General features: G+C 68.6%; 18 protein-coding genes, 1 tRNA gene and 2 pseudogenes. 9 read left to right on the forward strand and 12 right to left on the reverse strand.

Going from position 1 to position 20,208, the window contains the following annotated elements; genetic code table 11:
- Positions 1 to 30: 30 nt before the first annotated feature.
- The 9 genes from ACXJKJ_RS05290 to ACXJKJ_RS05330 form a co-directional block, all read right to left on the reverse strand.
- On the reverse strand, positions 31 to 723 hold the full coding sequence (locus ACXJKJ_RS05290) for a GntR family transcriptional regulator (protein WP_457389362.1): 693 nt from the start codon (positions 721 to 723) through the stop codon (positions 31 to 33).
- Positions 720 to 1,160, reverse strand: a complete 441-nt coding sequence (gene hpxZ, locus ACXJKJ_RS05295; protein ID WP_457389363.1) for an oxalurate catabolism protein HpxZ — start codon at positions 1,158 to 1,160, stop codon at positions 720 to 722. Before hpxZ ends, ACXJKJ_RS05290 begins: the two co-directional genes overlap by 4 nt.
- Positions 1,157 to 2,959, reverse strand: coding sequence for an allophanate hydrolase (gene atzF / locus ACXJKJ_RS05300; RefSeq protein WP_457389364.1), 1,803 nt, complete (start codon positions 2,957 to 2,959; stop codon positions 1,157 to 1,159). Before atzF ends, hpxZ begins: the two co-directional genes overlap by 4 nt.
- Positions 2,956 to 3,630 carry a cysteine hydrolase family protein gene (locus ACXJKJ_RS05305; RefSeq protein WP_457389365.1) on the reverse strand — a complete coding sequence of 225 codons (675 nt, stop codon included), beginning with the start codon at positions 3,628 to 3,630 and terminating at the stop codon, positions 2,956 to 2,958. The genes atzF and ACXJKJ_RS05305 overlap by 4 nt, the downstream gene beginning before the upstream one ends.
- Positions 3,627 to 5,159 (reverse strand): ABC transporter ATP-binding protein, encoded by a 1,533-nt coding sequence (locus ACXJKJ_RS05310; RefSeq protein WP_457389366.1) that lies wholly within the window; start codon positions 5,157 to 5,159, stop codon positions 3,627 to 3,629. The genes ACXJKJ_RS05305 and ACXJKJ_RS05310 overlap by 4 nt, the downstream gene beginning before the upstream one ends.
- A 9-nt stretch (positions 5,160 to 5,168) precedes the next feature.
- Positions 5,169 to 5,861, reverse strand: coding sequence for a biuret amidohydrolase (biuH, locus tag ACXJKJ_RS05315; RefSeq protein ID WP_457389367.1), 693 nt, complete (start codon positions 5,859 to 5,861; stop codon positions 5,169 to 5,171).
- A 17-nt stretch (positions 5,862 to 5,878) separates the two neighbouring features.
- Complete coding sequence (locus tag ACXJKJ_RS05320; protein ID WP_457389368.1) at positions 5,879 to 6,805, reverse strand: ABC transporter permease; 927 nt, start codon at positions 6,803 to 6,805, stop codon at positions 5,879 to 5,881.
- A 73-nt stretch (positions 6,806 to 6,878) separates the two neighbouring features.
- Positions 6,879 to 8,003 carry an ABC transporter permease gene (locus tag ACXJKJ_RS05325; RefSeq protein ID WP_457389369.1) on the reverse strand — a complete coding sequence of 375 codons (1,125 nt, stop codon included), beginning with the start codon at positions 8,001 to 8,003 and terminating at the stop codon, positions 6,879 to 6,881.
- 22 nt (positions 8,004 to 8,025) lie between these two features.
- Complete coding sequence (locus ACXJKJ_RS05330; protein ID WP_457389370.1) at positions 8,026 to 9,144, reverse strand: BMP family ABC transporter substrate-binding protein; 1,119 nt, start codon at positions 9,142 to 9,144, stop codon at positions 8,026 to 8,028.
- Positions 9,145 to 9,424: 280 nt separating this feature from the next.
- Here ACXJKJ_RS05330 and queC point away from each other — a divergent pair, with 280 nt between their 5' ends.
- Complete coding sequence (gene queC / locus ACXJKJ_RS05335) at positions 9,425 to 10,129, forward strand: 7-cyano-7-deazaguanine synthase QueC (RefSeq protein WP_457389371.1); 705 nt, start codon at positions 9,425 to 9,427, stop codon at positions 10,127 to 10,129.
- Positions 10,126 to 10,671, forward strand: coding sequence for a LemA family protein (locus tag ACXJKJ_RS05340; protein ID WP_457389372.1), 546 nt, complete (start codon positions 10,126 to 10,128; stop codon positions 10,669 to 10,671). The genes queC and ACXJKJ_RS05340 overlap by 4 nt, the downstream gene beginning before the upstream one ends.
- A gap of 28 nt (positions 10,672 to 10,699) precedes the next feature.
- Here ACXJKJ_RS05340 and folE read toward each other — a convergent pair whose 3' ends face one another.
- Complete coding sequence (gene folE / locus ACXJKJ_RS05345; RefSeq protein WP_457389374.1) at positions 10,700 to 11,392, reverse strand: GTP cyclohydrolase I; 693 nt, start codon at positions 11,390 to 11,392, stop codon at positions 10,700 to 10,702.
- A gap of 43 nt (positions 11,393 to 11,435) precedes the next feature.
- Between folE and rsmB the strand changes: the two genes are divergently transcribed.
- From rsmB to ACXJKJ_RS05380, 7 genes and pseudogenes are all read left to right on the forward strand, one after another.
- Positions 11,436 to 12,776, forward strand: coding sequence for a 16S rRNA (cytosine(967)-C(5))-methyltransferase RsmB (gene rsmB / locus ACXJKJ_RS05350; RefSeq protein WP_457389375.1), 1,341 nt, complete (start codon positions 11,436 to 11,438; stop codon positions 12,774 to 12,776).
- A 1-nt stretch (position 12,777) separates the two neighbouring features.
- Positions 12,778 to 13,338 (forward strand): DUF4390 domain-containing protein, encoded by a 561-nt coding sequence (locus ACXJKJ_RS05355; protein WP_457389376.1) that lies wholly within the window; start codon positions 12,778 to 12,780, stop codon positions 13,336 to 13,338.
- Positions 13,335 to 15,620, forward strand: coding sequence for an ATP-binding protein (locus tag ACXJKJ_RS05360; RefSeq protein WP_457389377.1), 2,286 nt, complete (start codon positions 13,335 to 13,337; stop codon positions 15,618 to 15,620). Before ACXJKJ_RS05355 ends, ACXJKJ_RS05360 begins: the two co-directional genes overlap by 4 nt.
- 6 nt (positions 15,621 to 15,626) lie before the next feature.
- Positions 15,627 to 15,995, forward strand: a pseudogene (locus ACXJKJ_RS05365) (response regulator); the annotation flags it as partial.
- Positions 15,996 to 16,136: 141 nt separating this feature from the next.
- A pseudogene (locus ACXJKJ_RS05370) lies at positions 16,137 to 16,322 on the forward strand (helix-turn-helix domain-containing protein); the annotation flags it as partial.
- A 98-nt stretch (positions 16,323 to 16,420) separates the two neighbouring features.
- Positions 16,421 to 16,496 (forward strand) — tRNA-Phe (locus ACXJKJ_RS05375).
- A 574-nt stretch (positions 16,497 to 17,070) separates the two neighbouring features.
- Complete coding sequence (locus ACXJKJ_RS05380; RefSeq protein WP_457389378.1) at positions 17,071 to 17,745, forward strand: Fic family protein; 675 nt, start codon at positions 17,071 to 17,073, stop codon at positions 17,743 to 17,745.
- Between the two features lie 138 nt (positions 17,746 to 17,883).
- Here ACXJKJ_RS05380 and ACXJKJ_RS05385 read toward each other — a convergent pair whose 3' ends face one another.
- Both ACXJKJ_RS05385 and ACXJKJ_RS05390 read right to left on the reverse strand, forming a co-directional pair.
- On the reverse strand, positions 17,884 to 19,617 hold the full coding sequence (locus tag ACXJKJ_RS05385; RefSeq protein ID WP_457389379.1) for an ABC transporter substrate-binding protein: 1,734 nt from the start codon (positions 19,615 to 19,617) through the stop codon (positions 17,884 to 17,886).
- A 253-nt stretch (positions 19,618 to 19,870) separates the two neighbouring features.
- A complete protein-coding gene (locus tag ACXJKJ_RS05390; RefSeq protein WP_457389380.1) occupies positions 19,871 to 20,179 on the reverse strand; it encodes a DUF2160 domain-containing protein in 309 nt (102 codons plus the stop codon).
- Positions 20,180 to 20,208: the final 29 nt, after the last annotated feature.

Here is a 20,208-nt window from a genome sequence, read left to right on the forward strand (position 1 = left end):
GCCATTCGCATGCCCAGGAGCTGCGCGGCATCAGCTGCTCCGCCTGGCGCGGTAAAGCATGTCGAGCGTGATGTGCCGCACTTCGAGCTTGCTCTGCTGGATGTGGGCGCGCAGCAGGCGCTGGGCTTCGTCGGTGCGCCGCCGCGTGATGGTGCGCAGGATGCGGGCATGCTCGTCGTAGGTTGCATCCACGCGCGCGGGTTTGGTGAAGTCCAGCCGCCGGATGATGCGGATGCGTTCGGTGATTTCCCTGTGCACGCGGACCATCTCGCGATTGCCGCTGCCCTGCACCAGCAGCGCATGGAAGCGCTCGTCCAGCGCGCCTACCTCTGCCGCGTCGGCCAGCCGCTCGGCAGGCGGCACCATCCAGATGTCGGCCAGTTGCTGCAGCCCGGGCCGTTGCTCGTGCTCGCAGAGGTGGCGTGCGGCCTCGCACTCGATGAGGGTGCGCAGGTCGTAGAGCTCGTCCATCACGTCGAAGTCCAGCGGCGCTACCTGCCAGCCCAGGCGCGGCAGCAGCTGCAGGAAGCCCTCGCGCTCCAGCCGCTGCAAGGCGGCGCGCAGCGGCGTGCGGCTGACGACGACGCGCTGCGCCAATTCGGTCTCGGAGACGCGGTCGCCGGGCATCAGCGCAAAGTCAAAGATCATCTGCTTGAGCCGCACGTAGGCCTGGTCGGCCAGGCTCGGGGCTTCGGCGGGCGGGGTGGGGGCGGGCTGGGTCACGGCAAGGTCGCGAGAGTCTCGGGCTCCACGATGGTTGGCGTGCCGCAGGCGAAGGGAATCATGCTGACGTGGGCCGCCACGATGCGCCAGCCCTCGGGCAGCCGCACCCAGGTCTGCGTCTGGAAGCCGCGCAGCGGCGTGTCGCTGCGCACGAACTCGACCTGCGCCACCGCCATGTCGGGCCCGAAGGCGTGCAGGCGCAGGTGCTCCAGCCGCCGCGTGAAGGCCGGCGCGGGCGTGGCGGCGCGGTAGGCCTCCAGCTCGGCGATGCCCCATTGCCGGTCGGCGATGCCGTAGCGCGTGACGCGCGCGTCCTGCCAGAAGAAGGCGTTGAGCGCGGCCACGTCGTTGCCCATCAGCGCCTGCTCGTAGGCGTCGAACACGGCGCCGAGCTCGGCCAGCACGGCGGGGTCGTCGAAGCGAGCGGCGTCCATCATGACGAAAGCAGGAAGGCGCGCCAGCCGCCGTGATGGCTGATGTCGGGTGCACCCAGCAGCGCGGAGCCTTCGCAGATGAAGCCCTTGACCCAGCGGCCATCGGCCAGCTCCAGATTGCCGAGACCCAGCGGCGGCGGGATCAGCGCGAGCAGCGAGCCGACGCTGGCCACCGGCAGTTCGTAGACCTCGACCTCAATTGCGTGGCCGGCCTCGCCTTCAGGCACACGGGCCAGGCCGGGCTTGGGCGGCACGGTGCCTGGCAGTGCGTGCAGGCGGTAGCGCGGCGCCGTTTGCGTGCGGGCCTGCAGCCGCGCGCCGCGCTCCTGCAGCTGGCCATGCAGCGGCAGGCCCTGCAGATGGGCGCCGACGACGGCCAGCAGCAGCGTCGACTCGCTCAGCGGCCGGGCTTGCACGCGGCGGTCGGCCGGGCGGGCCTCGCGCAGGCGCGCGCCCAGCAGCGCGGGGCCGGCGGCCTCCCAGCGCAGCCCGAAGTCGACCAACGCCGCGTCGGCCCCGCCGGGGGCGATCAGCGTGATGCCGAAGGGCAGCGGGGATGGGTCATCGGGCAGTTGGCAAGGCAGGGCCAGCGCCGACCAGCCCAGCAGGTTGACGAAGTTGGTGTAGCGGCCCAGCTCGCTGTTGCGCAGCACCGGCTCGGCGGCCACGGCGGCGCGCGTGGGGCAGGTGGTTGCGGTGGGCACGAGCAGCGCATCGACCTGCTGCCACAGGCTTTGCAACTCGGCGCGCAGGCTTTCCAGCTTGTAGCGGCCACGGAAGGCGACCACTGCGTCGTGGTTGCGGCCTTGCGTGATGACGTGGGCCACGGTGGGGTCGAAGGCCTCGGGTTCGGCGGCGAGCAGGGTGTCGACAACGCTCAGCCGCTCGGCCACCCAGGGGCCTTCGTACAGCAGCTTGGCGACTTCGAAAAGCGGCTCGAAGTCCAGCAGCACCAGCTCGGCACCCAGCGCGCGGGCGCGGGCCTGCGCGGCCTCGAAGGCGGCCGGCCAGCCCAGGGCGGCGTCGCAGCCAGGCTCCAGCGGCACACCCAGGCGCAGCGCTGCGCGGGCGCMGCCCAGCCACGGCGGGCGCGGCGCGGCGACGTGGAAGCGCGCCTCGTCGCCTTCGGCGCCCTCGAACAGCGAGAACGCCAGCGCCGCGTCGGCCACGGTCAGCGCGAACACGCTCACCACGTCCAGCGTGCGGCAGGCCGGCAGCACGCCGCGCATGGGCACGCTGCCCGGCGTGGGCTTGAGGCCGACGAGGTGGTTGAAGCCGGCCGGCACGCGGCCCGAGCCGGCGGTGTCGGTGCCCAGGGCCAGCGGTACCAGGCCCCGCGCCACCACCGAGGCCGAGCCCGAGCTGGAGCCGCCGCTCACGTATTCAGGCGCGAAGCTGTTGGGCACTTCGCCGTACGGCGAGCGGGTGCCGACGAGGCCGGTGGCGAACTGGTCGAGGTTGGTCTTGCCGATGACGATGGCGCCGGCTGCCTGCAGGCGCTGCACGCAGGTGGCCGAGTGCTCGGGCTGGTGGGCGAAGGCCGGGCAGGCGGCCGTGGTGGGCATGCCGGCCACGTCGATGTTGTCCTTCACGGCCAGCGGCACGCCCCACAGCGGTGTGGCGGGCCCGCGCGGCGGCAGTGCGGCGAGCTGGGCGACGAGCTGCTCGGGCGTGCAGACGTGGATCCACGCAGGGTCGGTGGGTTGCAGCCGGGCCAGCAGGTCGGTCAGCAGGATGAAGGGGCCTGCGCCAGCGGCATAGGCGGCCTGCCAGTCGGCGACGGTGTGCAGAGTTTCGGTCATGTGATCGCTTTGATGACTGCGCTCGACGGCGCTGCCCAGCCGACGATGGCGCCCTGGGCGGTCAGCATGGCCAGCGCGGCGGCCTTGAATTCGGGGAAGTAGCTGGCGGAGCCGTCTTCGATCAGCAGGCACTCGTAGCCGCGGTCGTTCGCTTCGCGCATCGACGTCTGCACGCAGACCTCGGTCGTGACGCCCATGAAGAGCAGGTGGGTGATGCCACGCTCCTTCAGCAGCGCGTCCACCGGCGTGGCGTAGAACATGCCCTTGCCGGGCTTGTCCACCACCAGTTCGCCCGGCAGCGGCGCCAGCTCGGGAATGATCTCGGCGCCGGGCTCGCCGGCAACCAGGACGCGGCCCATGGGCCCGACGTCGCCGATGCGCAGCGACGGCTGGCCGCGCAGCCGCTTGGCCGGCGGGCAGTCGCTGAGGTCGGGAAGGTGCGCCTCGCGGGTGTGCAGCACCACGCCGCCGATGGCACGCCAGGCCTCCAGCATGCGGCGCACGGCCGGCACGATGGCCTGCAGCCGCGTCACGTCGTTGCCCAGGCTGGCGCCGAAGCCGCCGGGCTCGATGAAGTCGCGCTGCATGTCGATGACGACCAGCGCCGTGTGCGCCGGGTTGAAGGTGTAGGGAAAGGGTTGCGCGGTTGCCAGCGTGAGCAGCGTGTTCATGCGTGCCCCTTTCCACCCATGAATTCGCCGAGCGACTGGCGCGTGGCTTCCGCAGCGGGCACGTCATGCACGATGCGGCCTTCGCTCATGACGACGATGCGGTCGGCCAGCGCCAGCAGCTCGTCCAGGTCCTCGCTGACGAGCAGCACGGCCGCACCCCGGTTGCGCGCGGCCGTCAGGCGGCCGTGGATCTCGGCGACGGCGGCGAAGTCCAGCCCGAAGACGGGGTTGCTGACCAGCAGCAGCTCGGACTCGCCGGCCAGCTCGCGGGCCAGCACGGCGCGCTGCACGTTGCCGCCCGACAGCGTGCGGATGGCGGCGCGCTCGCCCTGGGTCTTGACGCCGTACTCGGCGATCCATTCGCGCGCACGCTGGCGCAGCGCGCCCCAGCGCACCAGGCCGCCGCGCGCCCAAGGTGTCTCGTCGAAGCTGCGCAGCGCCATGTTCTGCGCCACGCTCAAGGGGCCGACGCAGGCATTGGCCAGCGGCTCCTCGGGCAGGCTGCGCACCTTGCGGGCGCGGTTCTCGGCGCGGCGGGCCAGGAAGGGCTGGTCGTCCACCATCACCCGGCCGGCGAGGCGGGCGCGCTGGCCCACCAGGGCCTGCATCAGCTCGCGCTGGCCGTTGCCGCTGACGCCGGCAATGCCGACGATCTCGCCGCGCCGCACGTCCAGGCTCAGGGCACGCACGGCGGGCTCGCCGCGGTCGCCCATCACGTCCAGGGCCTCGATGGCGAGCTTGACTTCACCGGGCGGACGCGTTTCGCGCACCCACGTCGGGCGCATGACCGCGCTGCGGCCCTCGCCCACCATCGCAGTGGCCAGGCTGTCGGGCGTGCAGTCGGCCACGGCGCCGGTGGCCGCCAGCGCGCCCTTGCGCAGCACGCTCACGTCGTCGGCATAGGCCATCACCTCGCGGAACTTGTGCGTGATCATCAGCACCGAGCAGGCCATGGCGTGCGCCTGCTCGCGCAGCGCGCCCAGCACCTCGTCGGCCTCCTGCGGCGTCAGCACCGAGGTGGGCTCGTCGAGGATGAGCAGGCGCGGCTTGAGGAACAGCTGCTTGAGGATCTCGAGCTTCTGCCTCTCGCCGGCCGACAGCTCGCCGGGCCAGGCGTCCAGCGGCAGGCGAAAAGGTGCCGTGTCCATGAAGGCCTGCAGCTCGGCGCGGGCAGCCTTCCAGTCCACGACCATGGGCAGGTGGCCGCGCGCCAGCAGCAGGTTCTCGGCGACGCTCATGCCGGGCACGACGGTGAAGTGCTGGTAGACCATGCCCAGGCCGAGGTCGCGGGCCACGACCGGCGAGGCGATCTCGCGCTCGCGGCCGTCCACCAGCACGGCGCCGTCGTCGGGGCGGTGGTAGCCGACGATGGCCTTCACCAGCGTGCTTTTGCCGGCGCCGTTCTCACCCAACAGCGCATGCACGGTGCCGGGCCGCACGGTGAGGGAGACGTCATCCAGCGCCGTGAAGCTGCCGAAGCGCTTGGTGAGGCGGTAGGTATCGAGCTGCAGGGCGTGCGGGTGGGACATGGCCGCGGCTCAGAGTTGCGCCAGCAGGTCGAGCACGGCGGCCGAGTCGGCCACCGCGCCGAACACGCCGCCCTGCATCTGGATCATGTTGAGCGCGGCGGCGTGGTTGCCAGGGTCGGTGGCGCCGGTGCAGTCCGACAGCATCAGGCACTCGAAGCCGCGGTCGTTGGCCTCGCGCATGGTCGTGTGCACGCACACGTCGGTGGTGATGCCGGTGAGGATGAGGTTGCGGATGCCGCGCGTGTGCAGGATCAGCTCCAGGTCGGTCGCGCAGAAGCTGCCCTTGCCGGGCTTGTCGATGACGGGCTCGCCCGCGGCGGGGTAGAGCTCGGGAATGATGTCCCAGCCCGGCTCGCCGCGCACGAGGATGCGGCCACAGGGCCCGGCGTCACCGATGCCGCGGCCCGCGGTGCCAATCTGCCGCGAGCGCCACAGCTTGTTGGCCGGCAGGTCGGCCAGGTCGGGGCGGTGGCCCTCGCGGGTGTGGATGACGTGCATGCCTTTGCGGCGCGCGGCGGCCAGCAGCACCTTCAGCGGGGCGATGGGCGCGCGCGTCAGCGACAGGTCGTAGCCCATCTTGTCGACGTAGCCACCGATGCCGCAGAAGTCGGTCTGCATGTCGATGATGACCAGCGCCGTGTTGTTCGGGCTGATGTTGCCGTCGAAGGGCCAGGCATAGGGTTTTGAACGCAGGGTCGGCATGGTCGGGTTCCTTCGGTTCAACGGGACACACCGAGTTCGGCGGGCGCACCTTTGAGAGACTGGCTCGGCGTGCAGGTGGCCACGAGGATGAGCAGGGTCAGCGCGTAGGGCATGGCGTTGAACAGGTAGTAGCCGCCGCTCACGCCCACGCTCTGCAGCGCCGGGCCGATGGCGCCCGCGCCGCCGAACAGCAGCGCCGCGCCCAGGCAGCGCCAGGGGCGCCAGCGCGCAAAGATGACCAGGGCCACGGCGATCAGGCCCTGGCCGCTGGACAGGCCTTCGTTCCAGCTGCCGGGGTAATAGAGCGACAGCGACGCCCCGCCCAGGCCGGCAATGGCGCCGCCCACCGTGGTGGCGGCGATGCGTACGCCGTTGACCGAGTAGCCCAGTGCCCGCGCGGCATCGCTGCTGTCGCCGGCCATGCGCACCACCAGCCCCCAGCGCGTGTTCTTGAAGCCCCAGGCCAGCAGCGTGGCCAGCGCCACGCCGATGGGGAAGAGGGCGTTGACCGACAGCGCCGTCTGGACGGCGGACGAGTCGCTCCAGGCGCCCAGCGGCAGCGACGGGATCTGCGGCGCCTGCGGCTGGATCAGCGGCTTGCCCAGGTAGAAGGCCAGGCCCGCGCCCAGCAGCATCAGCGCGATGCCGGTGGCGATGTCTGACACGCGCGGCAGCGAGCACAGCAGGCCGTGCAGCAGGGCCAGCAGCGCGCCGCAGCCGCTGGCAGCCAGCACGCCCAGCCACGGCGAGCCGCTGAGGTAGGCGCCGCCGAAGCCAGCCATGGCGCTGAAGACGAGCACGCCTTCGAGGCCGAGGTTGATGCGGCCGCTCTTCTCGGTCAGGCACTCGCCGAGGCTGACGAAGAGGAAGGGTGTGCCCACCCGTAGCGCGCCGCCGACGACGGCGAGCAGCAGGTCGGGGACGACGTTCAGCGTGAGGCTCATTGGTGCACCCTTCGGCCTGCGGCCTGTCCCGCCAAGCGGGAGCGAGCTTGCTTGGGGCGGCCCTGCGCGGCGCTCATGCGACCCCCTGAGGTTCAGCCGCCGCAGTGACGGGCGCTGGCCGCTTGGCCACGGCACGCGGTGCAAACAGCCGCCCGCGCAGCGCCTCGGCCGCGAGGATGAAGACGAAGGCGAAGCCCTGCAGCACCAGCACCGAGGCGTCGGGCAGGTCCAGCCGGCGCTGCAGCAGGCTGCCGGCCGCCGCAAAGCCGCCGAACAGCACGGCCACCGGCGGGATGGCCCAGGGGTTGTGACGCGCCACGAAGCTGACCAGGATGCCCGTGTAGCCCAGGCCGGCGATCACCGAAGCATTGGCCGCCGTGTGCACGGCCGCCACCTCGATGGCGCCGGCCAGGCCCGCCGCCGCGCCGCCGAGGGCGCAGGCCAGCAGGATGAGGCGGTCGGTGGGCAGGCCGACGAGACGGGCGGCCCGGGCGTTGCCGCCCACCACGCGCATCGCGAAGCCCGAGGCGCTGAAGCTCAGCCAGGCGCCGCAGGCCAGGCACAGCACGACGCCGATGACCAGGCCCCAGTGCACGTCGCCCAGCCAGGACTCCATGGCCGCGTCGCCCATGATGGGGCCGATGCGCAGGCCTTCAGCCAGCGGATGGGTGGACGGCTTGTTCAGGCTCGCCGGGTCGCGCATCGGCCCTTCGACGAAGTGCTTGAACAGCGCGATGGCGATGTAGCTCAGCAGCAGGCTGGAGATGGTTTCGTTGACGCCGCGCCACTGGCGCAGCCAGCCGGAGAGCATCACCCAGCCGCCGCCCAGCAGCGCACCGGCCGCCAGCACCACGGCGCTGCCGATCACGTTGCCGGGTGGGCCGAAGAGATAGGGCAGGCCGGCACAGCCCAGCGCACCAAGCACCAGCGCGCCCTCGCCGCCAATCATCGTCAGGCCCGCCTGCGCGGGCAGCGCCACGGCCAGCGCGGTGAGCATCAGCGGCGCGGCGCGCAGCAGCGTGTTCTGCCAGGAGAAGGCGTCGCCGAAGGCGCCGAGGAAGAGCAGCTTCCAGGCCTCCACCGGCGACGTGCCGCCCAGCCACACGAAGACGCCAAACAGCAGCAGCGCGGCGGTCAGTGCGAAGACGGGCAGCAGCAGGGCTTCGGCGAAACCCTGCGCTCTTGAGGTGGCGACCATGGCGGCGGCTCCCGGTGCGGGGTCACACCTTGCCGATGACGCCTTCGACCAGGTAATTCATGCCTTCAAGCTCCATGTCGGTCTGCTTGAACACCTTGCCCTTGGGAATGACCACCTTGCCGGCGTTGTCCTTGAGCTCGCCCTTGAAGATGTCGAAGCTGCCCTTGAGCATCTCGGCGCGCACGGCCTCGGCCTGCTTGCGCCCGCCCTCGGGCACCGAGCTGCCGTAGGGGCTGCTCTTGACGAAGCCGTCCTTGAGCCCGCCGCGCACGAAGTTCGGATGCGGCTTGCCGGTCTGCGCGGCGTCGATGATCTGCTTGTAGGCGGTGATCCAGTTCCACTCGGCGCCCGTCAGGTAGGCCTGCGGTGCCAGCTTGGCCTGGCTGGCGTGGTAGCCGCAGACGAACTTGCCGCGTTTGGCTGCTGTCTCGACGATGACCTTGGGGCCATCCACGTGCATGGTGAACACGTCCACGCCCTGGTCGGCCAGGCTGTTGGTGGCCTCGGCCTCCTTGACCGGCATGCTCCAGTCGCCGGTGAAGATCACCGTCGTCGTGATGTCCGGGTGCACGCTGCGCGCGCCCATCGTGAAGGCATTGATGTTGCGCAGCACCTGCGGGATGGGCTTGGCCGCGATGAAGCCGAGCTTCTTGCTCTTGGTCACGTGGGCTGCAACCACGCCGTTGAGGTACTGGGCCTCGTCGATGTAGCCGAAGAAGCTGCCGGCGTTCTTGGGGTGCTTGGCCGCGTCCCACAGCCCGCCGCAGTGCGCGAAGCGCACGTTGGGGTATTTGGGCGCCAGCGCCAGGATGTGAGGGGCGAAGTAGCCGAACGAGGTCGGGAACAGCAGGCCCGCGCCGTCCTGGGCGATCATGCCCTGCATGGTTTTCTGCACCGCGTTGGTCTCGGGGACGTTCTCCTCCTCCACCACCTTGATGCCCGGCATCTTCTTCACCAGCGCCGCGGCCTCGGCATGCGCCTGGTTGTAGCCGTAGTCGTCCCGCGGGCCGACGTAGATGAAGCCCACGGTCAGCGGCTTCTGGGCTTGCGCCAGGCCGCTCCAGCCGGCGGTCATTGCACCGGCTCCCGCAGCACCCAGGCTGCCCAACAAGTGCCGGCGGTTCCATTGCGATCGCGTCATCCTGGCTCTCCTCAAGTTGCTTGACCCACGAAGTGCGCCGGTTGAGTTCCGGCTTGTGTTCAATGCGGTATACAAGCATGTGGCGTGCCAGTTCGACCGCCTGGGCGAGGCGGGTTGGACGCGCACGCGGGCGGTGCAAAGGCGCGCCGCGCAGGGCGATTCGGGGGCGCGCAAGCACGGCCGAGGTGCCTGTCGGCCGGCTCTTGAAGGTGCCGAACCGGCGCGCCGGCACCCGGCCTGGCGCCGAGCATGGGCGGGGTGGCCGGGTAGCATCCCGGCCATGACCGACAACCGCAAAGCCCTGGTTCTGTTTTCCGGCGGCCAGGACTCCACCACCTGCCTGGCCTGGGCCCTGGACCGCTTCGCCGAAGTCGAGACGCTGGCCTTCGACTACGGCCAGCGCCACCGCATCGAGCTGGACTGCCGCAACACCGTGCGCGCCGAGATCGCGCGCCAGTTCCCAGCTTGGGCCGGCAAGCTCGGCGCCGACCATCTGCTGGACCTGTCCCTGCTCGGCCAGATCAGCGACACGGCGCTGACGAGCGAACGTGCCATCGAGCTGCAGGCCAACGGCCTGCCCAACACCTTCGTCCCCGGCCGCAACCTGCTCTTCCTGACCTTTGCCGCGACGCTGGCCTACCGCCGCGGCGCGTCGGTGCTGGTCGGCGGCATGTGCGAGACCGACTTCTCCGGCTACCCGGACTGCCGCGACAACACGATGAAGGCCATGCAGGTGGCACTCAGCCTGGGCCTGGACACGCCGATGACGCTGGACACGCCGCTGATGTTCATCGACAAGGCGGCCACCTGGCGCCTGGCCGAATCACTCGGCGGCGAGGCGCTGGTGAAGCTCATCGTCGAGGACACCCATACCTGCTACCTCGGCGAGCGCGGCGAGCTGCATGACTGGGGCCATGGCTGCGGCCACTGCCCGGCCTGCGCGCTGCGAGCCAATGGGTTTGCTGCTTACCGGGCGGCGGCATGACGATCTGGAGCTGGGCTGGCGTCGCCGGGGCGGCGCTGCTGTTCTTCTGGGGCATTGGTGCCTACAACCGGCTGATGTCGCTGCGCAATGTCATCGGCGAGGCCTTTGTGCAGCTCGATGCCCACTTGAAGGATCGCGGCGAGGTCTGCGACAAGCTGCTCGCGGCCGTGGCGCCGCGGCTGTCCAGCGAGCAGGCGACGTTCGATGCGCTGGCAAGCGCCCAGGCGGAATCACAGGCCGCGGCCCAGGCCTCACGCAGCAAGCCCTGGGCGCCCGACCCGGTCGGCAGCCTGGCCGTGGCCAGCGCGCTGCACGCCGCGGCGCTGACCCGCTTGCTGTCCCTGCTGGACCACCAGCCCGAGCTGCGCAGCGAAACCGAGATCGACGGCCTCGTCAGCGAGTTGAAGCTGATCGAGCGCCAGCGCGCATTCGCGCGGCAGGTGTTCAACCAGGCGGTCGGCCAGTACAACGAGGCCTTGCACCAGTTCCCGACGCGGGTGCTGGCGAATCTCTACGGCTTCAGCGAAGCGCGCTCGCTGTAGGCGGTCGGGCCGAGACTGGACGAGGGGCTCACGACTTCTTCATCAGCGACAGGAACTCCCGCCGCAGATTGGGATCGGTCAGGAAAGCCCCGCGCATGACGCTGTTGGTCATCGCGGCCTCGATGTCCTTGACGCCGCGCCAGTGCATGCAGAAGTGGTCGGCCTCCATGACGACGGCCAGGCCGTCGGGCCGCACGCGGGTCTCCAGCTCGTTGGCCAGCATGATCACGGCCTCTTCCTGGATCTGCGGGCGGCTCATGATCCAGTCGGTCAGGCGCACGTACTTCGACAGGCCGATCAGGTTGGAATGCTCGTTGGGCATGATGCCGATCCACACCTTGCCGATGATGGGGCAGAGGTGGTGGGAGCAGGCGCTGCGCACCGTGATGGGGCCGACAATCATCAGCTCGTTGAGGCGGCTGATGTTGGGGAATTCGGTCACCGTGGGTGCCTGGGCGTAGCGGCCGGCAAACACCTCGCGCACGAACATCTTGGCGACGCGCTTGGCGGTTTCCTGCGTGTTGTGGTCGCTCTCGGTGTCGATGACCAGGCTCTTCAGCACTTCCTGCATGCGGGTCTGCACTTCGGCCTGCAGCGCGTCGAGTTCACCGGGCTCGATGAAGGCGGCGATGTTGTCGTTGGCATGGTGGCGGCAGTTGGCCGACACGAGGCGGTAGCGGATGCGTTCGGAAACGGGCGCGTCGGGGGCGGGTGCATTCATGGGCGCGAATTCTCCGGCCAAAGCCCGCTCCTACACTGGCGCGATGTCCCAAAGCCCCCAAGCCGGCTCGATGTCGGCCCCCCTGCACCGGCTGCTGTCCCAGGCCGCCGATGCCGTCCAGGGCGTGCGTGAGGGCAAGTCCTTGACCGAGCTGCTGGGCCGCGTGCCCGCCGACCTGCGCCCCGGCACCCAGGCCCTGGCCTTCACGGCGCTGCGCCGCCTGGGCGGCGCCGAAGCCGCCCGCCAGCAGCTCGCGCCCAAGGCGCCGCCGGCGCGCGTCGACGCGTTGCTGCTGACTTCGCTGGCCCTGCTCTGGCCCGACCCCGAGCCCGATTCGTCGCCCATGTACGCCGACCACACCCTGGTCGACCAGGCCGTCCACGCCGCCAAGCAGCGCGCGCCGGCCAGCGCTGCCTTCATCAACGCCGTACTGCGCCGCTTCCTGCGCGAACGCGGCGCCATCGTCGCCGCCGCCGAGCGCAGCCCGCTGGGCGCCTTCAACCACCCGGCCTGGTGGGTCGAGAAGCTGCGGCTGGACTGGCCGGCGCAGTGGCAGGCCCTCCTGGCCGCCAACAACCGCCCACCGCCGATGACGCTGCGGGTGCACGCCCAGCGCGCCACGGCGGATGACTACGTGAAGCGCCTGGCGGCCGCCGGCATCGCGGCAAGGGCCCTGGGCGCACCCACGCCCCAGGCCGTGGTGCTGGACAAGCCCGTGCCCGTGTCGGCCCTGCCCGGTTTTGCCGAGGGTTTGGTGTCCGTGCAGGACGCGGCCGCCCAGCTCGCCGCTCCGCTCGTCGTCGGCGCAGGCCTCAAGCCGGGTGCCCGCGTGCTGGATGCCTGCGCCGCACCGGGCGGCAAGACGGCCCATCTGCTGGAACTGCAGCCCGACCTGCAGCTGACCGCGCTGGACGCCGACGCGCAGCGCCTCATCCGCGTGCAGGACAACCTCAACCGCCTGCAGCAGCAGGCGACGCTGAAGGCCGCCGACGCCCGCCAGACCGGCACCTGGTGGGACGGCCGGCCTTTCGACGCCATCCTGCTTGACGCCCCCTGCAGCGCCTCCGGCATCGTGCGCCGCCACCCCGACGTGCGCTGGCTGCGCCGCCTCGACGACATCACCGCCCTGGCCCGCATCCAGGCCGAGCTGCTGGACGCGCTGTGGCCGCTGCTCGCGCCGGGCGGCCGCCTCGTCTACGCCACCTGCTCTGTCTTCCGCGCCGAAGGCCAGGCCCAGCTCGACGCGTTTTTGCAACGCCAAACTGACGCCAAGTCCCATGCCGTGCCCGGGTTCACAGGTCACCTGCTGCCCCTGGCTGACAATGGTTCGCAACAGCAGTCGCCTCTGGACGGCTTTTTCTACGCACTGATCACGAAACCCTGATTTGTTCGCCCGGATCGCCATCGCCGCCTTCTTTGCCGTGCTGCTCGCCCTGACCCCCGGGCCGGCGCGGGCAGACGGCATCGAGCTGTCCCAGCTGTCCGCGCGCCGCGCCGACGACGGCCTGGACCTGAGCTTCACGACTCATTTCGAACTCAGCCACCCCGCCGAAGACGCACTGCACAAGGGCGTGCCGCTGTATTTCGTCGTTGAGGCCACCGTGCTGCGCAACCGCTGGTACTGGCGCGACGCCCGCGTCGCCCGCGCCGAGCGCACCTGGCGCCTGGCCTGGCAGTCCCTGACCCGGCAGTACCGCGTCTCCAACGGCGGCCTTCACCAAAGCTTCGCGACGCTGGACGAAGCGCTGACCGCGATGCGCGGCCAGAGCGCTTGGCATATTGCCGAGTCCAAGGACATCGAGGACGGCGGCAGCTACTACCTCGAGTTCAGCTACAAGCTCGACGTCACCCAGCTGCCGCGCCCCATGCAGATCGGCCTGCAATCGGGCTTTGCGCTCAGCATCGAGCAGAAGCGCTACTTCGCGCCCGACTTCACTCTGAAATGACCAAGGTTTCGCGTTGGGGCTGGGTCATCACCCTGGTGACCCTGACGGGCGTGGCCGGTGTGCTGGCCTTCGTACTCATCGTCGGCACCACGTCCGAGCGCGCCTTCTTCGAGCGCCACTACAACTGGCTCTACTGGGTCAATGTGGGGGTCGCCGTGGTGCTGACCCTGGTCATCCTGACGGCCGCCGTGCGCCTCGTTTTGCGTGTGCGCAGTGGCCGCTTCGGCAGCCGACTGCTGCTCAAGCTGGCGAGCATCTTCGCGCTGGTGGGCATCGTGCCCGGCGTGATGATCTACGCCGTCTCCTACCAGTTCGTGAACCGCAGCATCGAGACCTGGTTCGACGTGCGCCTGGCCAGCGCGCTGGAGGCTGGCCTGAACCTCGGCCGCGGCACGCTGGACGCCATGGTGAGCGACCTCGGCACCAAGACGCGTGACGCCGCCGACCAGCTCGCCGAAAGCAGCACGCCGCAGTTGCTGGCGCTGGAGCGCCTGCGCGACAAGCTTGGCGCCCGCACGGTCGCCGTCGTCGGCGCCAACGGCCAGATCCTGCTGGAGGGCGGCGGCGATACCCGCCAGCTCACGCCCGACCGCCCCAGCAGAGCCATGCTGGACAAGGCCCGTGGCAGCGTGGCTAGCCAGCTCGAAGGGCTGGAGGACGAGGCCGCAGCCCTGGAAGGCGGCGCCCAGATCCGCACGCTGGCGCGGATGCGCAATACCGAGTTGCGCCTGGGGCTGGACGAGCGCTACCTGATGGTCATCCAGCGCATTCCGGCCAGCATGCTGACCAATGCCCTGGCGGTGCAGACCGCCAACGCCGAATACCAGCAGCGCTCGCTGGAGCGCGTCGGCCTGCGCCGCATGTACCTGGGCACGCTGACATTGGTGCTCATCCTGGCCACCTTCGCGGCCCTGCTGCTGGCCGTGACGCTCGGCAACCAGCTCGCGCGGCCGCTGCTGATGCTGGCCGACGGCATGCGCCTCGTGGCCCAGGGCGACCTCTCCGCGCGCCCCGTGCTCGCCTCGCGCGATGAACTCGGCGGCCTGACACGCTCCTTCGCCGACATGACCGGCCAACTGGCCGACGCGCGCGCGCAGGTGTCGCGCACCGTGGCCGAGCTGGACGCCGCCCGCACCCACCTGCAGACCATCCTCGACAACCTGACCGCCGGCGTCCTCGTCATCGACGCCGACGGCTTCCTCGAGACCGTCAACCCCGGCGCGACGCGCATCCTGCGCCTGCCGCTGTCGGCCTACATCGGCCGCCCATTGGCCGACCTTGCCCCGCTGGCCGAGTTCTCCGCGGCGCTGGACCAGCGCTTCGAGCAGCACCTCGGCCGCGACAGCGGCGAGCGCGACATGGACCGCGAGCTTTGGCAGGACTCCTTCGAGCTCAAGCTCGACCCCAAGCAGGACCCGCTGACCCTGCTGGTGCGCGGCGCGCCGCTGCCGCAGGCCGCCCGCTTGGTCGTTTTCGACGACATCTCCGAGGTTGTCTCGGCGCAGCGCTCGGCCGCCTGGAGTGAGGTGGCGCGCCGCCTCGCCCACGAGATCAAGAACCCGCTGACGCCCATCCAGCTCTCGGCCGAGCGCATGCAGCACAAGCTCGAAGCCAAGCTCGAAGGTACCGACCAGGCCATGCTCGTGCGTTCGGTGGCCACCATCGTCAACCAGGTGCAGGCCATGAAGCAGCTCGTCAACGAGTTCCGCGACTACGCCCGTCTGCCGTCGGCCCAGCTCAAGCCCCTGGATCTGAACGAGCTGATCCAAGAGGTGCTCAGCCTCTACGCCGAGCCGCAGGAGCGGGGACGCTTGACGGCCGAGCTGGCCGCCAACCTGCCCCACATCAAGGGCGATGCCAGCCAGCTGCGCCAGGTCATCCACAACCTCGTGCAGAACGCCCTGGACGCCGTGCACGAGCGCCCCGATGGCCATGTGGCCGTGCGCTCCTCGTTGTCCGTGACCGAGGGCGGCACGCCGCGTTCGGTGCGCCTGCACATCGTCGACAACGGCCCCGGTTTTGCCGAGAAAGTGCTCAAGCGCGCCTTCGAACCTTATGTGACAACCAAGGCCAAGGGCACCGGCTTGGGTCTGGCCGTCGTGAAGAAAATTGCCGATGAACACGGCGCCCGTATCTCCTTGCGCAACCTGCATCCGGCTTCCGATGCGGGTTCTCCCCCGGACGGCAGTCAGGAGGCTGTCGTGACCGGCGCGCAAGTTTCGCTATCATTTTCGAATCTGGCACCTGCCACCGAGCCCGGTGCACAGGCCGCCAAGACCTAAGGATTCATGGCCACGATTCTTGTTGTCGACGACGAACTGGGCATCCGTGCCCTGTTGTCCGAAATCCTCAGCGACGAGGGACACACCATTGAGCTTGCCGAGAACGCCACCCAGGCGCGGGCGGTGCGTGAACGCATGCGCCCGGATCTCGTGCTGCTCGACATCTGGATGCCCGACGTCGACGGCGTGACGCTGCTCAAGGAATGGGGCAGCGCCGGCGTGCTGACCATGCCCGTCATCATGATGAGCGGCCACGGCACCATCGACACGGCGGTGGAGGCCACCAAGTTCGGCGCCATCGCCTTCCTCGAAAAGCCGATCACGCTGCAGAAACTGCTGCGCGCCGTCGAGCAGGCGCTGGTCAAGACAGCCCCGCCGCGCCCCGCGCCAGCGGCGGTCGGCATGGTCAGCTATACCCGCCCTGAGATGAGCCCGATGCAGGCGGCGCCCGCCAGCCTTGCGGGCAACAGCCACATGCCTGGCAACGCTTTGGCGTCCGAGCAGAGCTTCGAGCTCGACCGCCCGCTGCGCGAGGCGCGCGACGCCTTCGAGAAGAGCTACTTCGAGTTCCATCTCGCCAAGGAAAACGGCTCCATGACCCGCGTCGCCGAGAAGACCGGCCTGGAGCGCACCCACCTCTACCGCAAGCTCAAGCAGCTGGGYGTCGACCTGASSCGCAACAAGCGCGGCAGCGGCGGCTGAACAGCGGCGCTAGTTGCGCACTCGAATAGCAGCGCTATTCGCTGTGCTACAGTCACGGACTTCGCTGAGCGGCGCTAGCCGTTCGGGAACGAGACAAAGGCCTGGTAGCTCAGTTGGTAGAGCAGCGGATTGAAAATCCGCGTGTCGGTGGTTCGATTCCGCCCCAGGCCACCAAAATTTTCTAAGGCTGACAAGTACTTAGGCGAGAGCCCCGCACAGGAAACTGGTCGGGGCTTTTCTACAAATCGGCGTGTCATCTACAAAAAGTTCGCCGGTGCTGCAGCGCAGTCTGTGCTGACTTTCATTTGAGGTGCGTTCGACTGGTGTGCGTAGTAGCTTTGAAATGGCCATGTTTGACGTGAACTATCAAAGGTAACTCCTTGATTTTTCAACCATGCTTGATCGGCATTCACCGCGACTTAGATGTAAACCTGCTTGCTATGCGGCGCGTTCCGACCGATAAATCGTTATCCGTTTCATCTGCGACGCGCATAGCGCAGATGGACAAAAAGAATTGTTGATAGATCCGGGAGCTGCAAATGCAATCAAACCTTTTTGCGATCAGGACAAGTCCTGACCTTCTGAAGAGACTCAGAACTGCCGCGACGATCAAGACTTCCGCGAGCGATCTTCTTGAGCAGCGCGTTTCGTTCGTCTACGGCTCGCTGGCCCAAGACAGCGGGGTTACGCGCGAGCGAGTTCGTCAGGTCATCCTTGAGCAAGCGGGAGGCACAGTCGGAGATCGGAAGTGATCCTGTTCGATCTTGTCGGAGACAACGAACATCACCCGATCTACCTTGACCTTGCCATTGCGAACGGAAACCGACAATACGATTTTCTAAGATCTGTAGTGGGCGCCAGCCTCGCGGTTGGGCGCCCATTTTTGTCTGCCGAGGTGATCCGGGCGCTGAACTTCCACGCCATCACCTGCCTTCACACGAGTGCAGGCGAGTACCGCCCTTGCCTGGTGACTGTCGGCAGTCACAACCCTCCGCCTCATTACCGCGTACCGGCGTTGATGGAAGACTTCATCAACACCGTGAATCGCCTCTGGGAGGCTACAGATGAGGTCGTTTTGGCGGCATTTGTGTTGTGGCGTCTGAATTGGATACATCCGTTCATCAACGGAAACGGTCGTACGGCGCGAGCGGCGAGTTATTTCGTGCTCTGCTTGAAGGCAGGGCAGTGGCTGCCCGGAACGACCATCCTTCCCGAATTGATCGTGCGCGAGCGCGCACGCTACGTGCAAGCTCTTCAGCAGGTGGATGCCTCAGCAGCAACGGGCCTCGACCTCGGGCCACTGCACGTATTGCTTTCTGAACTGATCAACGAACAGCTAAACGGTCCGGTGGCGGCGCCCTCTTCGCCGGCTCCGGCGGCGCCCCCGCCTGCAAATCCTGGCGGCTCCCCTCCTGGCCCTTAGCCGCTATCCGGCAGAGGCGAGAGGCGGCGACCTTCAAACCGCTGAGCGATCCACGGTGCTCCGTCGCGCAGGTCGGTGCTGACCCGGCGCTTCGCCGGGCCAGACGCGCCATCGCCGTCGCGACAAACAGTGGCTTGCTCAGCGAACCTTCCCCGACTTCCACGCATTCAGCAGCGTGTCGTAGGCAATCGTTTCGCCCTTGGGTTTCTCATTGGCGAGCTTCTTCCACGGGGCGCTCTTGTCGGACAGCCACTTGCCCGGGTCTTCCTTCTTGTTGAGCTTGGGCGCGCAGCGGGCCATGCCGGCGCGCTCCAGGCGGCTCATGACCTGGTCCATCTCCTCGGCGAGGTTGTCCATGGCGGCCTGCGGGGTCTTCTCACCCGTCACGGCGACGGCGACGTTCTTCCACCAGAGCTGCGCGAGCTTGGGGTAGTCGGGCACGTTGGTGCCGGTCGGCGTCCATGCGACGCGGGCCGGGCTGCGATAGAACTCCACCAGGCCGCCGAGCTTCGGCGCCAGGTCGGTCATGGCGCTGCTGCGGATGTCGGACTCGCGAATGGGCGTCAGGCCCACGATGGTCTTCTTCAGCGAAACGGTCTTGGCGGTCACGAACTGCGCGTACAGCCAGGCGGCGGCGGTCTTGTTGGCGTCGTGCGCCTCGAAGAAGGTCCATGAGCCCACGTCCTGGTAGCCGTTCTGCATGCCCTGCTTCCAGTACGGGCCGTTCGGGCCCGGGGCCATGCGCCACTTCGGCGTGCCGTCGGCGTTGACCACGGGCAGGCCGGGCTTGGTCATGTCGGCGGTGAAGGCGGTGTACCAGAAGATCTGCTGGGCGATCTGGCCCTGGGCCGGCACGGGGCCGGCCTCGCCGAAGGTCATGCCGGTGGCTTCCTTCGGGGCGTATTTCTTCATCCAGTCGACGTACTTGGTGAGTGCGTAGACGGCCGCGGGCGAATTGGTGGCGCCGCCGCGCGACACGCTGGCGCCGAGCGGCGTGCAGCCGTCGGGTGAGGCGCGGATGCCCCACTCGTCGACCGGCTTGCCGTTGGGGATGCCGATGTCGGCCGTGCCGGCCATTGAAAGCCAGGCGTCGGTGAAGCGCCAGCCGAGCGACGGGTCCTTCTTGCCGTAGTCCATGTGGCCGTAGATGGGCTTGCCGTCGATGGTCTTCACGTCGTTGGAGAAGAAGTCGGCGATGTCCTCGTAGGCGCTCCAGTTGAGCGGCACACCCAGCTCGTAGCCGTACTTGGCCTTGAACTTCTGCTTCAGGTCCGGCCGGGCGAACAGGTCGGCGCGGAACCARTACAGGTTGGCGAACTGCTGGTCGGGCAGCTGGTAGAGCTTCTTGTCGGGGCCGGTGGTGAAGCTGGTACCGATGAAGTCGGCCAGGTCCAGCCCCGGGTTCGTCCACTCCTTGCCCTTGCCGGCCATGTAGTCGGTCAGGCTCATGATCTTGCCGTACCGGTAGTGCGTGCCGATCAGGTCGGAGTCGGAGATCCAGCCGTCATAGATCGACTTGCCCGACTGCATGGAGGTCTGCAGCTTCTCGACGACGTCGCCCTCCTGGATCAGGTCGTGCTTGACCTTGATGCCGGTGATCTCTTCAAAGGCCTTCGCGAGCGTCTTGGATTCGTACTCGTGCGTGGTGATGGTTTCGGACACCACCGAGATCTCCTTCACGCCTTTGGCCTGCAGCTTCTTGGCAGCGTCGATGAACCACTTCATCTCATCCGCCTGCTGCTGCTTGCTCAGCGTGGAGGGCTGGAACTCGCTGTCGATCCACTTCTTGGCTTCGGCCTCGCCGGCCCATGCGCCCTGACCCACAGCCAGAGCAGCAGCGGCAAAGGCCACGGCATTCAAGCGCAATTTCATGTCTGTCTCCTGAGATGGCTTCCCATTGCTTGCACTGGCACGCCGGTCGGGAAGAGATGGCCGGCCGCCTTCTTGAAAAAACTGCGTCGCTTCAGAGGGTGAGAGGGCATCCGGCGTGGCCGAGATGGCTTCCCAAAGCGCCCTGGTCTAGGCGCAAAGCACAGCCGTAGCTCGGGCTACGGCGAGCATTTGCAACGACGAGCAGGGTGGTTTGGGGAGTCAAAGCGGGCATGCTGGATGTCCTCTCACCCTCTTAGCCCTTGCGCATGATCAGCACGAGCAGCGCCATGGAGATGACGAAGCTGATCCAGATGGACGGCTCGTCCACGAGGCCGAACCACGTGACCATCTTCTCGCTCAAGGCCACGAAGGCCAGGTTGACCCAGGCCGCCGCCAGCAGGCCGATGAACAGGCGGTCCCCGCGGGTCGTCTCCAGCGGCAGCCAGCCGCGGCGGCTGGTGGTGGGCGACTTCAGCTCCCAGACCGTCATGCCGATCAGCATCAGCACGATGCTGCAGAAGAACACCGCCACCGGCAGCGTCCAGGCCATCCACTCGAACATGCTTGTCTCCTTTCGGTCGATCGCGGGGC

Source organism: Roseateles sp. P5_E1, from assembly GCF_054049335.1.

Coding starts and splice junctions, on each gene's coding strand:
- folE (WP_457389374.1), bottom strand. CDS start 11,392: ATGAATGCACCCGCCCCCGACGCGCCCGTTTCCGAACGCATCCGCTAC.
- hpxZ (WP_457389363.1), bottom strand. CDS start 1,160: ATGATGGACGCCGCTCGCTTCGACGACCCCGCCGTGCTGGCCGAGCTC.
- ACXJKJ_RS05330 (WP_457389370.1), bottom strand. CDS start 9,144: ATGACGCGATCGCAATGGAACCGCCGGCACTTGTTGGGCAGCCTGGGT.
- rsmB (WP_457389375.1), top strand. CDS start 11,436: ATGTCCCAAAGCCCCCAAGCCGGCTCGATGTCGGCCCCCCTGCACCGG.
- ACXJKJ_RS05305 (WP_457389365.1), bottom strand. CDS start 3,630: ATGAACACGCTGCTCACGCTGGCAACCGCGCAACCCTTTCCCTACACC.
- ACXJKJ_RS05340 (WP_457389372.1), top strand. CDS start 10,126: ATGACGATCTGGAGCTGGGCTGGCGTCGCCGGGGCGGCGCTGCTGTTC.
- ACXJKJ_RS05360 (WP_457389377.1), top strand. CDS start 13,335: ATGACCAAGGTTTCGCGTTGGGGCTGGGTCATCACCCTGGTGACCCTG.
- ACXJKJ_RS05310 (WP_457389366.1), bottom strand. CDS start 5,159: ATGTCCCACCCGCACGCCCTGCAGCTCGATACCTACCGCCTCACCAAG.
- ACXJKJ_RS05320 (WP_457389368.1), bottom strand. CDS start 6,805: ATGAGCCTCACGCTGAACGTCGTCCCCGACCTGCTGCTCGCCGTCGTC.
- biuH (WP_457389367.1), bottom strand. CDS start 5,861: ATGCCGACCCTGCGTTCAAAACCCTATGCCTGGCCCTTCGACGGCAAC.
- ACXJKJ_RS05325 (WP_457389369.1), bottom strand. CDS start 8,003: ATGGTCGCCACCTCAAGAGCGCAGGGTTTCGCCGAAGCCCTGCTGCTG.
- ACXJKJ_RS05390 (WP_457389380.1), bottom strand. CDS start 20,179: ATGTTCGAGTGGATGGCCTGGACGCTGCCGGTGGCGGTGTTCTTCTGC.
- queC (WP_457389371.1), top strand. CDS start 9,425: ATGACCGACAACCGCAAAGCCCTGGTTCTGTTTTCCGGCGGCCAGGAC.